The organism is Amycolatopsis keratiniphila, from assembly GCF_000400635.2.
GTDB classification, from domain to species: domain Bacteria; phylum Actinomycetota; class Actinomycetes; order Mycobacteriales; family Pseudonocardiaceae; genus Amycolatopsis; species Amycolatopsis keratiniphila.
Genome location: NC_021252.1, coordinates 682,182 through 694,858 on the forward strand (window position 1 = coordinate 682,182; position 12,677 = coordinate 694,858).

Consider the following 12,677-nt stretch of genomic DNA (forward strand, 5'->3'; position numbering starts at 1 on the left):
CTGAGCTGACACATGGGCATCCGCAAGTACAAGCCGACGACCCCGGGTCGTCGCGGTTCCAGCGTCTCCGACTTCGCCGAGATCACTCGGTCCACCCCGGAGAAGTCGCTGCTGCGTCCGCTGAGCAAGTCCGGCGGCCGTAACTCCAGCGGCAAGATCACCACCCGGCACAAGGGTGGTGGCCACAAGCGTGCGTACCGGCTGATCGACTTCCGCCGGAACGACAAGGACGGCGTTCCCGCCAAGGTCGCGCACATCGAGTACGACCCCAACCGGTCCGCTCGGATCGCGCTGCTGCACTACGCCGACGGCGAGAAGCGCTACATCATCGCCCCGGAGAAGCTCAAGCAGGGTGACACGGTCGAGAACGGCCCCCGTGCCGACATCAAGCCGGGTAACAACCTGCCGCTGCGCAACATCCCGGTCGGCACCGTGATCCACGCGATCGAGCTCCGCCCCGGTGGCGGCGCGAAGATGGCGCGGTCCGCCGGTGCCAAGGTGCAGCTGGTGGCGAAGGACGGGCCGTACGCCCAGCTTCGTCTCCCCTCGGGCGAGATCCGCAACGTCGACGTGCGCAACCGCGCCACCATCGGCGAGGTCGGCAACTCCGAGCACTCGAACATCAACTGGGGCAAGGCGGGCCGTAACCGCTGGCGCGGCAAGCGCCCCACCGTCCGTGGTGTCGTCATGAACCCGGTCGACCACCCGCACGGTGGTGGTGAGGGTAAGACCTCCGGTGGTCGCCACCCGGTGAACCCGAACGGTAAGCCCGAAGGCCGCACCCGCCGCCGCAAGGCTTCCGACGCCATGATCGTCCGCCGCCGGCGTACCGGCAAGAAGCGCTGAGCAGGGAGGTAGAAGAACATGCCACGTAGCCTCAAAAAGGGCCCCTTCGTGGACGACCACCTGCTCAAGAAGGTGGACGCTCTCAACGAGTCGGGCAAGAAGACCGTGATCAAGACGTGGTCGCGTCGCTCCACGATCATCCCGGACTTCCTGGGTCACACGATCGCTGTGCACGACGGCCGCAAGCACGTCCCGGTGTTCGTCACCGAGGCGATGGTGGGTCACAAGTTGGGCGAATTCGCGCCGACTCGGACCTTCAAGGGCCACATCAAGGACGACCGCAAGTCGCGCCGCCGCTGAGCGGGCACGAGAGAACAAGGAACTAGCGATGAACGCCCAGAACGACGTGGCCGAGGCTTTGCCGACGGCTTACGCGCGGGCTCGCTTCGTCCGGGACTCGCCTACCAAGGTGCGCCGGGTGATCGAGCTGATCAAGGGACGTAGCGCCGCCGACGCCTTGGCCGTGCTCCAGTTCGCCCCGCAGGCGGCAAGCGAGCCGGTCGCGAAGGTGCTCGCCAGCGCCGTGGCCAACGCCGAGAACAACCTCGATCTCGACCCGGACACCCTCTGGGTCAAGAACGCCTACGCCGACGAGGGCCCGACCCTCAAGCGCATCCGTCCGCGGGCCCAGGGCCGCGCGTACCGGATCCGCAAGCGGACCAGCCACATCACCGTCGAGGTGGAGTCGCGTCCCAAGGCCGAGGCCAAGAAGGCACAGGGCAAGAAGAAGGCAGGTGGCCGGTAGTGGGCCAGAAGATCAACCCGCACGGCTTCCGCCTGGGTATCACCACGGACTGGAAGTCGCGTTGGTACGCCGACAAGCAGTACGCGGAGTACGTGGCCGAGGACGTCAAGATCCGGAAGCTGCTGTCCACGGGCATGGAGCGCGCCGGGATCTCCAAGGTCGAGATCGAGCGCACCCGTGACCGGGTCCGCGTCGACATCCACACCGCCCGGCCGGGCATCGTCATCGGCCGTCGCGGCGCGGAGGCCGACCGCATCCGCGGCGCGCTGGAGAAGCTGACCGCCAAGCAGGTCCAGCTGAACATCCTCGAGGTCAAGAACCCCGAGGCCGACGCCCAGCTCGTCGCGCAGGGTGTCGCGGAGCAGCTGAGCAACCGTGTGGCGTTCCGCCGCGCGATGCGCAAGGCGATCCAGACCTCCATGCGCTCGCCGCAGGTCAAGGGCATCCGCGTGCAGTGCGGCGGTCGTCTCGGCGGTGCCGAGATGTCCCGCTCCGAGCACTACCGCGATGGCCGCGTCCCGCTGCACACGCTGCGCGCCGACATCGACTACGGCTTCTTCGAGGCCAAGACGACGTTCGGTCGCATCGGCGTGAAGGTGTGGATCTACAAGGGCGAGCTCGTGGGTGGCCTCAAGGCCAAGGAGGCGCGTGACGCCGCCGCGGCCGCCGAGCGCGCCCCGCGCCGTGACCGTGGTGACCGCCCGTCCCGACCGCGCCGTTCCGGCTCGTCGGGCACGACGCCGACCTCGACCGAAGCCGGCCGGGCGGCCGCCGCCGCGAAGAGCGACGACGCCCCCAAGGGTGGCACCGCCACCGAGGCCCCGGCTGCTGAGACTGCAGAAAAGACGGAGGGCTGACACGTGCTCATCCCGCGCAGGGTCAAGCACCGGAAGCAGCACTCCCCGAAGCGCCACGGTGCCGCCAAGGGCGGTACGAAGGTGAACTTCGGCGAGTACGGCATCCAGGCGCTTGAGCACAGCTACGTGACCAACCGGCAGATCGAGTCCGCTCGTATCGCCATGACGCGTCACATCAAGCGTGGCGGCAAGGTGTGGACGACCATCTACCCGGACCGCCCGCTGACCAAGAAGCCGGCGGAAACCCGCATGGGTTCCGGTAAGGGTTCGCCCGAGTGGTGGATCGCCAACGTGAAGCCGGGCCGCGTGATGTTCGAGATCTCGTTCCCGAACGAGGAGACCGCCCGCGAGGCGCTCCGTCGCGCGATCCACAAGCTGCCCATGAAGTGCCGCATCGTGACCCGTGAAGGTGGTGAGTTCTGATGGCGAAGGCAGGTGCCGCCCAGGCATCGGAGCTGCGTGAGCTCACCGCGGAAGAGCTCGTTCTGCGTCTGAAGGAATACAAGGAGGAGCTCTTCAACCTCCGCTTCCAGATGGCGACCGGACAGCTCGACAACAACCGCCGTCTGCGCACCGTCCGCACGGACATCGCGCGGATCTACACGGTCATGCGCGAGCGTGAACTCGGCCTGTCCGTTTCCCCTGACGCCGAGAGTGAAGGTGCCGCATGAGCGAGCAGCCCAACGCTGAGGCGGCCCCCCGCAACGACCGCAAGGTCCGTGAGGGTTACGTCGTCTCGGACAAGATGAACAAGACGATCGTGGTCGAGCTCGAGGACCGCAAGAAGCACCGTCGTTACGCCAAGGTTCTCCGCAGCACCAGCAAGGTCAAGGTGCACGACGAGAACAACGAGGCGGGCGTGGGCGACCGGGTCACCCTGATGGAGACCCGCCCGCTGTCGGCGACCAAGCGCTGGCGTCTGGTGCAGATCGTGGAGAAGGCCAAGTAAGTAGGGCTCTTTTTGAGTCCCTTAGTTCCGCAAGGCTCGCGCGACACCGCGAGAACCAGCGCGACATACAGGAGTAGACGTGATCCAGCAGGAGTCGCGGCTTCGGGTTGCCGACAACACGGGCGCGAAGGAGATCCTTTGCATCCGCGTTCTCGGTGGCTCGGGGCGGCGCTACGCGGGCATCGGCGACATCATCGTCGCCACCGTGAAGGACGCCATGCCGGCTGCCGGCGTGAAGAAGGGTGACGTCGTCAAGGCGGTCATCGTTCGCACGCGCAAGGAGCGCCGTCGTCCGGACGGTTCTTACATCCGCTTCGACGAGAACGCTGCTGTGCTCATCAAGAACGACAATGAGCCCCGCGGCACCCGCATCTTCGGGCCGGTCGGCCGCGAGCTGCGCGACCGAAAGTTCATGAAGATCATTTCGCTCGCGCCGGAGGTGTTGTAGAGCATGAAGGTGAAGAAGGGCGACACGGTCGTCGTCATCGCCGGCAAGGACAAGGGTGCCAAGGGCAAGGTCATCCAGGCCTACCCCGAGCGCGAGCGCGTGCTGGTCGAGGGCGTCAACCGGATCAAGAAGCACACGCGGATCTCCCAGACCCAGCGCGGCGCGCAGTCCGGCGGCATCGTCACGCAGGAGGCGCCCATCCACGTCTCGAACGTGATGGTCGTCGACTCCGACGGCAAGCCGACCCGGGTGGGCTACCGCATCGGCGAGGACGGCAAGAAGGTCCGGGTCTCGCGCCGGAACGGTAAGGACATCTGATCATGACCACCGCAGAGAAGATCGCCCCGCGCCTCAAGGTGCGGTACCGCGAGGAGATCAAGGGACAGCTCCAGGAGGAGTTCTCCTTCGAGAACGTCCACCAGATCCCGGGCGTCGTCAAGGTCGTCGTGAACATGGGTGTCGGAGACGCCGCCCGTGACAGCAAGCTGATCGAAGGCGCCATCCGCGACCTGGCCGCGATCACCGGGCAGAAGCCCGAGGTTCGCAAGGCTCGCAAGTCCATCGCGCAGTTCAAGCTGCGTGAGGGCCAGCCGATCGGTGCGCGCGTCACGCTGCGCAACGACCGCATGTGGGAGTTCCTCGACCGGCTGCTGACCATCGCGCTGCCGCGTATCCGTGACTTCCGCGGGCTTTCGCCGAAGCAGTTCGACGGCAACGGCAACTACACGTTCGGTCTCAACGAGCAGTCCATGTTCCACGAGATCGACCCGGACGCCATCGACCGCCCGCGCGGTATGGACGTCACTGTCGTCACCACCGCCAACACCGACGACGAGGGCCGCGCGCTGCTTCGCAAGCTCGGCTTCCCGTTCAAGGAGAACTGAGTCGATGGCCAAGAAAGCACTGGTCCACAAGGCCGCGAAGACGCCGAAGTTCAAGGTTCGCGGTTACACGCGCTGCCAGCGGTGCGGTCGCCCGCACTCGGTGTTCCGCAAGTTCGGGCTCTGCCGGATCTGCCTTCGCGAGATGGCACACGCGGGCGAGCTGCCCGGCGTCCGCAAGTCCAGCTGGTAAGAGTCTTTTTTAACTCCCACTTCGCCACAGGCCCTGCAGTGATTGCAGGGAACCAGGGCGAGAAAGGTTGACAGGTCACCATGACGATGACCGACCCCATCGCAGACTTCTTGACCCGTCTGCGTAACGCGAACTCGGCTTACCACGACGAGGTCGTGCTTCCCCACTCGAAGATCAAGGCGAACATCGCCGAGATCCTCAAGCGCGAGGGTTACATCTCGGGCTACCGCGACGAGCCGGGCGAGAAGCACAAGAACCTCGTCGTGGAGCTGAAGTACGGCCCCAACCGTGAGCGCAGCATCGCCGGCCTCCGCCGCGTGTCCAAGCCCGGCCTGCGGGTCTACGCAAAATCGACCGAACTGCCGTCGGTTCTCGGTGGCCTCGGCGTCGCGATCATCTCGACGTCGTCCGGCCTCCAGACCGACCGTCAGGCCAAGCGCAACAGCGTGGGCGGCGAAGTCCTCGCCTACGTCTGGTAAGGAAGGGGGCAAAGACATGTCACGCATTGGAAAGCTGCCGGTCGCCGTCCCCTCCGGGGTCAAGGTGACCATCGACGGTCAGCAGATCAAGGTCGAGGGGCCCAAGGGCACCCTCGAGCACACCATCGCCGAGCCCATCACCGTCGAGCAAGCCGAAAACGGCACGCTCGAGGTCAAGCGGCCCGACGAGGAGCGCACCAGCCGTGCCCTGCACGGTCTCACCCGGACGCTGGTCAACAACCTCGTCGTCGGTGTGACCGAGGGCTACGAGAAGAAGCTCGAGATCCACGGTGTCGGTTACCGTGTGCAGGCCAAGGGCTCGGACCTCGAGTTCGCCCTCGGCTACAGCCACCCGGTGAAGATCGAGGCTCCGGAAGGCATCACCTTCAAGGTCGAGAGCCCCACCCGGTTCTCGGTCTCGGGCATCGACAAGCAGAAGGTCGGCCAGATCGCCGCGGTCATCCGCAAGCTGCGCCGCCCGGACCCGTACAAGGGCAAGGGCCTGCGCTACGAGGGTGAGAAGATCCGCCGCAAGGTCGGAAAGACGGGTAAGTGATCATGAGCGACACGACTACGAAGCGCAAGCCGGTCGGCAAGGACATCTCGACCCGCCGCCGCGTCGCGAAGGCCCGTCGGCACTTCCGCCTTCGCAAGAAGATCAACGGCACGGACCAGCGTCCGCGCCTGGTCGTCAAGCGTTCGTCGCGGCACATCGCCGTGCAGCTGATCGACGACCTCGCCGGCAAGACCCTGGCGTCGGCGTCCACCCTCGAGGCGGACGTCCGCGCGCTGGAAGGCGACAAGAAGGCCAAGGCCGCCAAGGTCGGGGAACTCGTCGCCGCCCGCGCCAAGAACGCCGGTGTCTCGACCGTGGTGTTCGACCGTGGTGGCAACGCCTACCACGGCCGCATCGCGGCGCTCGCCGACGCTGCCCGTGAGGCGGGGTTGGAGTTCTGATGCAGATGCTCGTGAATGGAAGGAAAGCCTGATGCCGGGACGTACACGGCAATTCGGCGGCGGCCAGGGCGGACCCGGCGGGCAGGGCGGCAACGACCGCAATGACCGTCGCGACCGCCGGGACCGGCGCGACAGCGGCCGTGGCGGGGCCGGCCAGGAGAAGACCCCGCACCTCGAGAAGGTCGTGACGATCAACCGCGTCGCCAAGGTCGTCAAGGGCGGTCGTCGCTTCAGCTTCACCGCCCTGGTGGTCGTCGGTGACGGCGACGGTCAGGTCGGCGTCGGCTACGGCAAGGCCAAGGAAGTTCCCGCGGCCATCGCCAAGGGCGTCGAGGAAGCGAAGAAGAACTTCTTCCGCGTTCCCCGCGTCGCCGGCACCATCCCCCACCCGATCCAGGGTGAGGAAGCCGCCGGTGTCGTGCTGCTCCGTCCGGCCTCGGCCGGTACCGGTGTCATCGCCGGTGGCCCGGTGCGCGCGGTGCTGGAGTGCGCGGGTGTCCACGACGTGTTGTCGAAGTCGCTCGGCTCCGACAACGCGATCAACATCGTGCACGCGACCGTGGCGGCCCTGAAGGGCCTGCAGCGTCCCGAAGAGGTCGCGGCCCGCCGCGGTCTCCCGCTCGAGGACGTCGCTCCGGCTCGCATGCTGCGTCAGCGCGCGGGGCAGGGGGTCTGACCATGACTCAGCTCAAGGTGACCCAGGTCAAGAGCAAGATCGGCACGAAGCACGCTCACCGCGAGTCGCTGCGCACCCTCGGGCTGCGCAAGATCCGCCAGAGCGTCGTGCGTGATGACACTCCCGAGGTGCGCGGCCTTATCCACACCGTCCGCCACCTGGTGGAGGTCGAGGAGGTCAAGGCATGACTGCCATCAAGATCCACCACCTTCGTCCGGCTCCGGGCGCGAAGCGCGACAAGATCCGCGTCGGCCGTGGTGAGGGCTCGAAGGGCAAGACCGCCGGTCGCGGTACCAAGGGCACCAAGGCCCGGAAGAACGTGCCCGCCGGTTTCGAGGGTGGGCAGATGCCCATCCACATGCGGCTCCCGAAGCTTCGCGGCTTCAAGAACCGCTTCCGCACCGAGTACCAGCCGGTGAACCTGGGCGACATCGCCCGCGTGTTCCCGGAGGGTGGCAAGGTCGGCAACGAGGAGCTCGTCGCGAAGGGTCTTGTTCGCAAGAACAAGCTCGTGAAGGTGCTCGGCAACGGTGACCTGAACGGCGTCAAGCTGGACATCACCGCCGACGCTTTCTCCGGCTCCGCCAAGGAGAAGCTCTCCGCCGCCGGTGGCTCCGCCACCACGCTCTGAGCTTTCTTCGCTCGCTTCACCGAAAGGCCCGCCAGGCTCCGCCAGGCGGGCCTTTCGCTTGCGCTCGCTCCGGCGGCCCCGACCTGCGTTTCGCGGGCTAAACGCGATCTGGTCCGTTTTGTCCGGTCCCGCCCGCCGACCTGCGTTTAGCCCCCTAAACGCGATTGACGGTCGCCCGGGTGCCCGCCGCCCGGATCGCGTTTAGCCCGCGAAACGCAGGTCGGCCACGGCGGCCGCGATCGTGGCGGAGGGGTGCCTGAGCTGGAAGAATCGTGAAGTGGCCATACCTCCAGGGCGGGATCCGCAGCCCGTTCAGCAGCAGCCGGACGCCCCGCCGATGGTCGTGTCGGTTTCCGGCCCCATGGATCCCGTAGGCGAGCCGCCGCGATCCGGTCGGCTCGAGCCTCGCAGGCTGGTGGCGGCGGGCTTGGCCGCTCTGGCTCTGGTCCTGACCCTCGTCGGCTGCTTCTTCCCGCTCTTCAAGACAGAGCATCGGTTCGCCTTCGACGCCAGCGAACAGCTCCTGATGGTGTCCGTACAGAGCGCGTGGGACACGACGGCGACACAGATCAACGAAGCTGCTTTCACCACGTCGACGTCCCCTCTCGGTATTCCGCTCCTGGTCGCCGCGGCGCTCCTCTTGACGGCCACGATCGTCACTACGCGGGCCGCCGGGCGTCTTCACCCGGGCGCACTGGACAGGTGGGTCACCACCATCGCGGCGGTGTTCCTCGCCGGCGTCGTCAGCAGCATCACCACGCTGAGCGGCGGGCGTCAGCTGGGAGAAGGCGTCAAGGTGACCCTGACACTCGAAGCGGGGATGTGGGCGCTCTTCGCCGCGGTCGTCGCCGCGGCGGGGGCGGCGGTCATGAGCCACCGCGTCCAGGACGAAGAAATCCCGCTGAGCGGTGACTCGGCTCTCGCGGAAATGCCCACACCGAAGGACGGCATCTCCATCACGGTGCTCCCGCCGGAGCCGCAGTTGGAGGTCCCGGACTATTCAGCCTTCGCGCCGCCGCCGGGTCCCGGCGCGAAAGAGCGCGATTAGCCCGCTAAACGCGCTCGCGGTCGCCGATACGGTGGGGGAGGAGGTGACCGATGACTTGGGTGGCGGTCTTTTTCGGAGCGGCGGTGCTCGTGGCTTTTACGCCAGGGGCGAACAATCTGCTCGGCCTGCACCACGGAATGACGCAGGGGGCGTGGAAAGGGCTCGCCGGCCTGTTAGGCCGATTGGCCGCATTCACGGTGTTGATCGCTGCCGTAGCCGCTGGACTCGGACAGCTCCTCGCGGCGTCGGAGCTTGCACTCACAGTGATCAAATGGGCCGGCGTCGCCTACCTGGTCTGGATCGGCGGGCGCCTGCTGTGGTCGACGTTCCGCGGCGGCGGAACCGCGCTGGTCCAGACGCCACGAGGCGCTGAATCCGTACCCGCGCTCCGGATCGCGCGGAAGGAATTCGTCGTCGCGATCACGAACCCGAAGGCGATCCTCATCTTCACCGCGTTCGTGCCCCAGTTCATCGACGCAGCTCACGGCTCCTTTTCCGCCCAGATCGCGATCCTCGGCGCCGTCTACCTGCTCGCCGAGTTCGTCGCCGGTGCGACCTACATCGGCGCGGGCGCGCTCGTGAAGACCCTCCGCCTGTCCCGCCGGGCGACTCGCAACGTGGATCGCGGCACCGGCGTCGTGCTTCTCGGCATGGCGGGCGCGCTCGCTACTTCGAGCTCCTGATCACGTTGCGTTTAGCCCGCTAATCGCGATCCGGTGGCCGGAAAGTGAGGAACGCCAAGGCGATCTGTCAAGATCCCGAAGCGAGAAGCGGCGGTCGATCAACCCCGCGGACCAACCTTCGTCCGGAAAACCCACACGCACTGCGGACACGCCCTGTGAAGCTGTTAGAGTCGGCGGCACGCTTCGGGACGAGTGTGCCCCGAAGCGTTCCTGGCTTGTGCCAGAAAGCTGTGTGTTCCCGCCGGCCCCAGGCCGGCCAAGCCGATCGTCGGTAAGACAGCCGACGACGCCGAGGAGGTTCCCCGCGTGCTCAGCGCCTTCCGCTCGGCTCTAGCGACGCCGGATCTACGTAAGAAGATCCTGTTCACGCTAGCCATCGTCGCGGTCTACCGAATCGGTGCCACCATTCCGGCCCCGGGCATCTCCTATTCCGCCGTGCAGCAATGTACGGAGACCGGGTCGCAGGAGGGCGTCTACCAGCTGCTGAACCTGTTCAGTGGCGGTGCACTGCTGCAGCTGTCGCTGTTCTCGACCGGCATCATGCCGTACATCACGGCCAGCATCATCGTCCAGCTCCTCACCGTGGTCATCCCGCGGTTCGAGGAACTGAAGAAGGAAGGCCAGGCCGGCCAGGGCAAGCTGACCCAGTACACCCGGTACCTGACGATCGCCCTCGCGGTCCTGCAGGCGACCGGTGTGGTGGCGCTCGCCGACCGCAAGCAGCTCTTCCCGCAGTGCGACACCGCGATCATCCCGGACAACAGCGTCTACACGCTGGCCATCATCGTCATCACGATGACCGCCGGTACCGCCGTCATGATGTGGCTGGGTGAGCTGATCACCGAGCGCGGCGTCGGCAACGGCATGTCCGTCCTCATCTTCCTGAACATCGCGGCCCGGATCCCGATCGAGGGTGGCAACATCCTCAGCAGCGCGGGCGGCGTCGTCTTCGCCCTGATCTGCGTGTTCGGCCTGGTGATCATCGCCAGCGTCATCTTCGTCGAGCAGGGCCAGCGCCGGATCCCGGTGCAGTACGCCAAGCGCATGATCGGCCGCCGCATGTACGGCGGAACCTCGACCTACCTGCCGATCAAGGTGAACCAGGCCGGTGTCATCCCGGTCATCTTCGCCTCGTCGCTGCTCTACCTGCCGGACCTGATCAGCCGCCTTGTCGGCGACGCCAACAGCAACGCGGGCTGGCAGGTCTTCATCCAGAACTACATCGTCAACCAGTCCAGCTGGGCGCACGTCCTGCTGTACTTCGCGTTGATCATCTTCTTCACGTACTTCTACATCACGATCACGTTCAACGTGGACGAGCGTGCGGAAGAAATGAAGAAGTTCGGTGGCTTCATCCCGGGTATCCGCCCGGGTCGCCCCACCGCGGAGTACCTCAGCTACGTCCTCGGCCGCATCACCCTGCCGGGCTCGCTGTACCTGGGCATCATCGCGATCCTTCCGAACTTCTTCCTGTCCGTCACCGGCAGCGGGAACAACCAGAACTTCCCGTTCGGTGGCACGGCTGTGCTGATCATGGTCGGTGTCGGTCTCGACACCGTGAAGCAGATCGAAAGCCAGCTGATGCAACGTAACTACGAAGGGTTCTTGAAGTGACGCGCCTGGTTCTCGTTGGCCCTCCTGGCGCGGGCAAAGGTACTCAGGCGGTAGCACTGTCGGAGAAGCTCCGGATCCCGCACATCTCGACCGGCGACCTGTTCCGCGCCCACGTGGGCGAGCAGACGCCGCTGGGCCAGGAAGCCAAGCGCTACCTGGACTCCGGTGAACTCGTGCCCGACTCGGTCACGAACGAGATGGTGCGTGAGCGTCTCGCCGAACCCGACGCCAAGGTCGGTTTCCTGCTCGACGGGTTCCCCCGGAACACGAAGCAGGCCGACGTCCTCGGCGAGATCCTCGGCGAGGTCGACACCAAGCTCAACGCGGTCATCCAGCTCCAGGTCTCGGAAGACGTCGTCGTCGAGCGGCTGCTGTCCCGCGGCCGCTCGGACGACACCGAAGAGGTCATCCGCCGCCGCCAGCAGATCTACGTGTCCGAGACGGCTCCGCTGCTCGAGTACTACGCGGACATCCTGGTCACGGTCGATGGCGTCGGTTCGGTCGACGAGATCTCCGCCCGCGTGCTGGAAGCGCTGCGCGACCGCACGTGAATCTCGGAGGACTGCGTGTACTGCAACGGCTTCGTCGTGGGCGCATGATCGAAATCAAGACCCCTGGCGAGCTCCAGGCGATGCGGGCCGCCGGTCTGGTCGTCTGGCGCACCCTCACCGCGGTGCGCGAGATCGCCAAGCCGGGGGTGACCACGGCGGATCTCGACGAGCTCGCCGAGCAGACGATCCGCGACGCCGGCGCGGTGCCCTCGTTCAAGGGCTACCACGGCTTCCCGGCGTCGATCTGCGCTTCGGTGAACGAGCAGATCGTCCACGGCATCCCGTCGAAGACGCAGGTCCTGAACGACGGCGACATCATCTCGGTGGACTGTGGCGCCATCCTCGACGGCTGGCACGGCGACTCGGCGGTCACCCTCGCGATCGGTGAGGTGTCGAAGGCGGATCTCGCGCTCTCGGCCGCCACCGAGGCGGCGATGTGGGCGGGGATCGCCGCGGTGTCGTCCGGCGGCAGGCTCACGGACATCTCGCACGCGGTGCAGACCGCGGCTGAGAAGGCCGGCCGGGAAGACGGCGTCGAGTACGGGATGATCGTCGAGTACGGCGGTCACGGGATCGGGCGCCAGATGCACATGGACCCGTTCCTGCCGAACCTGGGCAAACCGGGCAAGGGGCCGCGGCTCAAGACCGGTATGGCGCTCGCGATCGAGCCCATGCTGACCGGTGGTGGCGGGGAGACCGTCGAGCTCGAAGACGGGTGGACCGTCGTGACCGCGGACGGCTCGCGGGCCTCGCACTGGGAGCACACGGTCGCCATCACCGATGACGGCCCGTGGGTGCTGACCGCCCCCGAAGACGCCTGACCTGCCCCTGCGCCCGTCGGATCGCGTTTAGCCCGCGAAACGCAGGTGCGCCCTGGGATCGCGTTTAGCCCGCTAAAGGCGAGTGGGCCTCCCGGAGCACGATTAGCCCGCTAAACGCAGGTCGGCCCGCTGGTCGGCGCAGCGCTCGGGTCCGCCGTTGCGGCGCCCGCCGGCTGCCCCCATCGGGTGCACCTTGGCCGCCGAGCGCCCGAGGTCGCGGCCCCACCGGATCGCGATTAGCCCGCTAAACGCAGTTCGGCGCGGGCGTAAGATGGAGAGGTAGCATCGGGCGGGCTCA

The 12,677-nt window shown here is 66.8% G+C and carries 22 protein-coding genes; all 22 read left to right on the plus strand.

Annotated elements, in window-relative coordinates:
* The first annotated feature begins 12 nt into the window (after window positions 1-12).
* The 22 genes from rplB (at window position 13) to map (ending at window position 12,379) form a co-directional block, all read left to right on the plus strand.
* Window positions 13-846 (plus strand): 50S ribosomal protein L2, encoded by an 834-nt coding sequence (rplB, locus tag AORI_RS44300; RefSeq protein WP_005166779.1) that lies wholly within the window; start codon window positions 13-15, stop codon window positions 844-846.
* An 18-nt stretch (window positions 847-864) separates the two neighbouring features.
* Window positions 865-1,146 carry a 30S ribosomal protein S19 gene (gene rpsS / locus AORI_RS44305; RefSeq protein ID WP_003102083.1) on the plus strand — a complete coding sequence of 94 codons (282 nt, stop codon included), beginning with the start codon at window positions 865-867 and terminating at the stop codon, window positions 1,144-1,146.
* A gap of 28 nt (window positions 1,147-1,174) precedes the next feature.
* Entirely contained in the window at window positions 1,175-1,591 is a 417-nt protein-coding gene (rplV, locus tag AORI_RS44310) for a 50S ribosomal protein L22 (RefSeq protein ID WP_005166780.1), read from the plus strand.
* Window positions 1,591-2,448, plus strand: a complete 858-nt coding sequence (rpsC, locus tag AORI_RS44315; RefSeq protein WP_016331091.1) for a 30S ribosomal protein S3 — start codon at window positions 1,591-1,593, stop codon at window positions 2,446-2,448. Before rplV ends, rpsC begins: the two co-directional genes overlap by 1 nt.
* Window positions 2,449-2,451: 3 nt before the next feature.
* Entirely contained in the window at window positions 2,452-2,871 is a 420-nt protein-coding gene (gene rplP, locus AORI_RS44320; protein WP_005166782.1) for a 50S ribosomal protein L16, read from the plus strand.
* Window positions 2,871-3,119 carry a 50S ribosomal protein L29 gene (gene rpmC, locus AORI_RS44325; RefSeq protein ID WP_007031040.1) on the plus strand — a complete coding sequence of 83 codons (249 nt, stop codon included), beginning with the start codon at window positions 2,871-2,873 and terminating at the stop codon, window positions 3,117-3,119. Before rplP ends, rpmC begins: the two co-directional genes overlap by 1 nt.
* Complete coding sequence (gene rpsQ, locus AORI_RS44330; RefSeq protein ID WP_007031041.1) at window positions 3,116-3,397, plus strand: 30S ribosomal protein S17; 282 nt, start codon at window positions 3,116-3,118, stop codon at window positions 3,395-3,397. The genes rpmC and rpsQ overlap by 4 nt, the downstream gene beginning before the upstream one ends.
* Window positions 3,398-3,476: 79 nt before the next feature.
* Window positions 3,477-3,845, plus strand: a complete 369-nt coding sequence (rplN, locus tag AORI_RS44335; RefSeq protein ID WP_005166785.1) for a 50S ribosomal protein L14 — start codon at window positions 3,477-3,479, stop codon at window positions 3,843-3,845.
* Window positions 3,846-3,848: 3 nt separating this feature from the next.
* Window positions 3,849-4,163 carry a 50S ribosomal protein L24 gene (gene rplX / locus AORI_RS44340; protein ID WP_005166786.1) on the plus strand — a complete coding sequence of 105 codons (315 nt, stop codon included), beginning with the start codon at window positions 3,849-3,851 and terminating at the stop codon, window positions 4,161-4,163.
* Between the two features lie 2 nt (window positions 4,164-4,165).
* Window positions 4,166-4,729: a 50S ribosomal protein L5 gene (gene rplE / locus AORI_RS44345; RefSeq protein WP_016331092.1), complete on the plus strand. Its 564-nt coding sequence runs from the start codon at window positions 4,166-4,168 to the stop codon at window positions 4,727-4,729.
* A 4-nt stretch (window positions 4,730-4,733) separates the two neighbouring features.
* Window positions 4,734-4,919: a type Z 30S ribosomal protein S14 gene (locus tag AORI_RS44350; protein ID WP_005166789.1), complete on the plus strand. Its 186-nt coding sequence runs from the start codon at window positions 4,734-4,736 to the stop codon at window positions 4,917-4,919.
* A gap of 80 nt (window positions 4,920-4,999) precedes the next feature.
* Window positions 5,000-5,398, plus strand: coding sequence for a 30S ribosomal protein S8 (rpsH, locus tag AORI_RS44355; RefSeq protein WP_007031043.1), 399 nt, complete (start codon window positions 5,000-5,002; stop codon window positions 5,396-5,398).
* A gap of 16 nt (window positions 5,399-5,414) precedes the next feature.
* Window positions 5,415-5,954 (plus strand): 50S ribosomal protein L6, encoded by a 540-nt coding sequence (gene rplF / locus AORI_RS44360; protein WP_016331093.1) that lies wholly within the window; start codon window positions 5,415-5,417, stop codon window positions 5,952-5,954.
* A 2-nt stretch (window positions 5,955-5,956) separates the two neighbouring features.
* Entirely contained in the window at window positions 5,957-6,355 is a 399-nt protein-coding gene (gene rplR / locus AORI_RS44365; protein WP_007031045.1) for a 50S ribosomal protein L18, read from the plus strand.
* Between the two features lie 31 nt (window positions 6,356-6,386).
* On the plus strand, window positions 6,387-7,031 hold the full coding sequence (gene rpsE / locus AORI_RS44370) for a 30S ribosomal protein S5 (RefSeq protein WP_007031046.1): 645 nt from the start codon (window positions 6,387-6,389) through the stop codon (window positions 7,029-7,031).
* A 2-nt stretch (window positions 7,032-7,033) separates the two neighbouring features.
* The gene (gene rpmD / locus AORI_RS44375; RefSeq protein WP_007031047.1) at window positions 7,034-7,219 is read left to right on the plus strand and encodes a 50S ribosomal protein L30; all 186 of its coding nucleotides are present in this window, start codon (window positions 7,034-7,036) and stop codon (window positions 7,217-7,219) included.
* Entirely contained in the window at window positions 7,216-7,662 is a 447-nt protein-coding gene (rplO, locus tag AORI_RS44380) for a 50S ribosomal protein L15 (RefSeq protein ID WP_016331095.1), read from the plus strand. Before rpmD ends, rplO begins: the two co-directional genes overlap by 4 nt.
* 277 nt (window positions 7,663-7,939) lie before the next feature.
* The gene (locus AORI_RS44385; RefSeq protein ID WP_228688295.1) at window positions 7,940-8,710 is read left to right on the plus strand and encodes a hypothetical protein; all 771 of its coding nucleotides are present in this window, start codon (window positions 7,940-7,942) and stop codon (window positions 8,708-8,710) included.
* 50 nt (window positions 8,711-8,760) lie between these two features.
* Complete coding sequence (locus tag AORI_RS44390) at window positions 8,761-9,393, plus strand: LysE family translocator (protein WP_043847884.1); 633 nt, start codon at window positions 8,761-8,763, stop codon at window positions 9,391-9,393.
* Between the two features lie 306 nt (window positions 9,394-9,699).
* The gene (gene secY / locus AORI_RS44395; protein ID WP_007031051.1) at window positions 9,700-11,007 is read left to right on the plus strand and encodes a preprotein translocase subunit SecY; all 1,308 of its coding nucleotides are present in this window, start codon (window positions 9,700-9,702) and stop codon (window positions 11,005-11,007) included.
* The gene (locus AORI_RS44400; protein WP_007031052.1) at window positions 11,004-11,558 is read left to right on the plus strand and encodes an adenylate kinase; all 555 of its coding nucleotides are present in this window, start codon (window positions 11,004-11,006) and stop codon (window positions 11,556-11,558) included. The genes secY and AORI_RS44400 overlap by 4 nt, the downstream gene beginning before the upstream one ends.
* Window positions 11,559-11,602: 44 nt before the next feature.
* Window positions 11,603-12,379, plus strand: a complete 777-nt coding sequence (map, locus tag AORI_RS44405; protein ID WP_016331098.1) for a type I methionyl aminopeptidase — start codon at window positions 11,603-11,605, stop codon at window positions 12,377-12,379.
* Window positions 12,380-12,677 lie beyond the last annotated feature (298 nt).

Excerpts from the sequence above, each read along its gene's own strand:
- rplB (WP_005166779.1), top strand. The coding sequence starts at position 13 with ATGGGCATCCGCAAGTACAAGCCGACGACCCCGGGTCGTCGCGGTTCC.
- rpsS (WP_003102083.1), top strand. The coding sequence starts at position 865 with ATGCCACGTAGCCTCAAAAAGGGCCCCTTCGTGGACGACCACCTGCTC.
- rplV (WP_005166780.1), top strand. The coding sequence starts at position 1,175 with ATGAACGCCCAGAACGACGTGGCCGAGGCTTTGCCGACGGCTTACGCG.
- rpmC (WP_007031040.1), top strand. The coding sequence starts at position 2,871 with ATGGCGAAGGCAGGTGCCGCCCAGGCATCGGAGCTGCGTGAGCTCACC.
- rpsQ (WP_007031041.1), top strand. The coding sequence starts at position 3,116 with ATGAGCGAGCAGCCCAACGCTGAGGCGGCCCCCCGCAACGACCGCAAG.
- rplX (WP_005166786.1), top strand. The coding sequence starts at position 3,849 with ATGAAGGTGAAGAAGGGCGACACGGTCGTCGTCATCGCCGGCAAGGAC.
- rplE (WP_016331092.1), top strand. The coding sequence starts at position 4,166 with ATGACCACCGCAGAGAAGATCGCCCCGCGCCTCAAGGTGCGGTACCGC.
- AORI_RS44350 (WP_005166789.1), top strand. The coding sequence starts at position 4,734 with ATGGCCAAGAAAGCACTGGTCCACAAGGCCGCGAAGACGCCGAAGTTC.
- rpsH (WP_007031043.1), top strand. The coding sequence starts at position 5,000 with ATGACGATGACCGACCCCATCGCAGACTTCTTGACCCGTCTGCGTAAC.
- rplF (WP_016331093.1), top strand. The coding sequence starts at position 5,415 with ATGTCACGCATTGGAAAGCTGCCGGTCGCCGTCCCCTCCGGGGTCAAG.
- rplR (WP_007031045.1), top strand. The coding sequence starts at position 5,957 with ATGAGCGACACGACTACGAAGCGCAAGCCGGTCGGCAAGGACATCTCG.
- rpsE (WP_007031046.1), top strand. The coding sequence starts at position 6,387 with ATGCCGGGACGTACACGGCAATTCGGCGGCGGCCAGGGCGGACCCGGC.
- rpmD (WP_007031047.1), top strand. The coding sequence starts at position 7,034 with ATGACTCAGCTCAAGGTGACCCAGGTCAAGAGCAAGATCGGCACGAAG.
- rplO (WP_016331095.1), top strand. The coding sequence starts at position 7,216 with ATGACTGCCATCAAGATCCACCACCTTCGTCCGGCTCCGGGCGCGAAG.
- AORI_RS44390 (WP_043847884.1), top strand. The coding sequence starts at position 8,761 with ATGACTTGGGTGGCGGTCTTTTTCGGAGCGGCGGTGCTCGTGGCTTTT.
- map (WP_016331098.1), top strand. The coding sequence starts at position 11,603 with ATGATCGAAATCAAGACCCCTGGCGAGCTCCAGGCGATGCGGGCCGCC.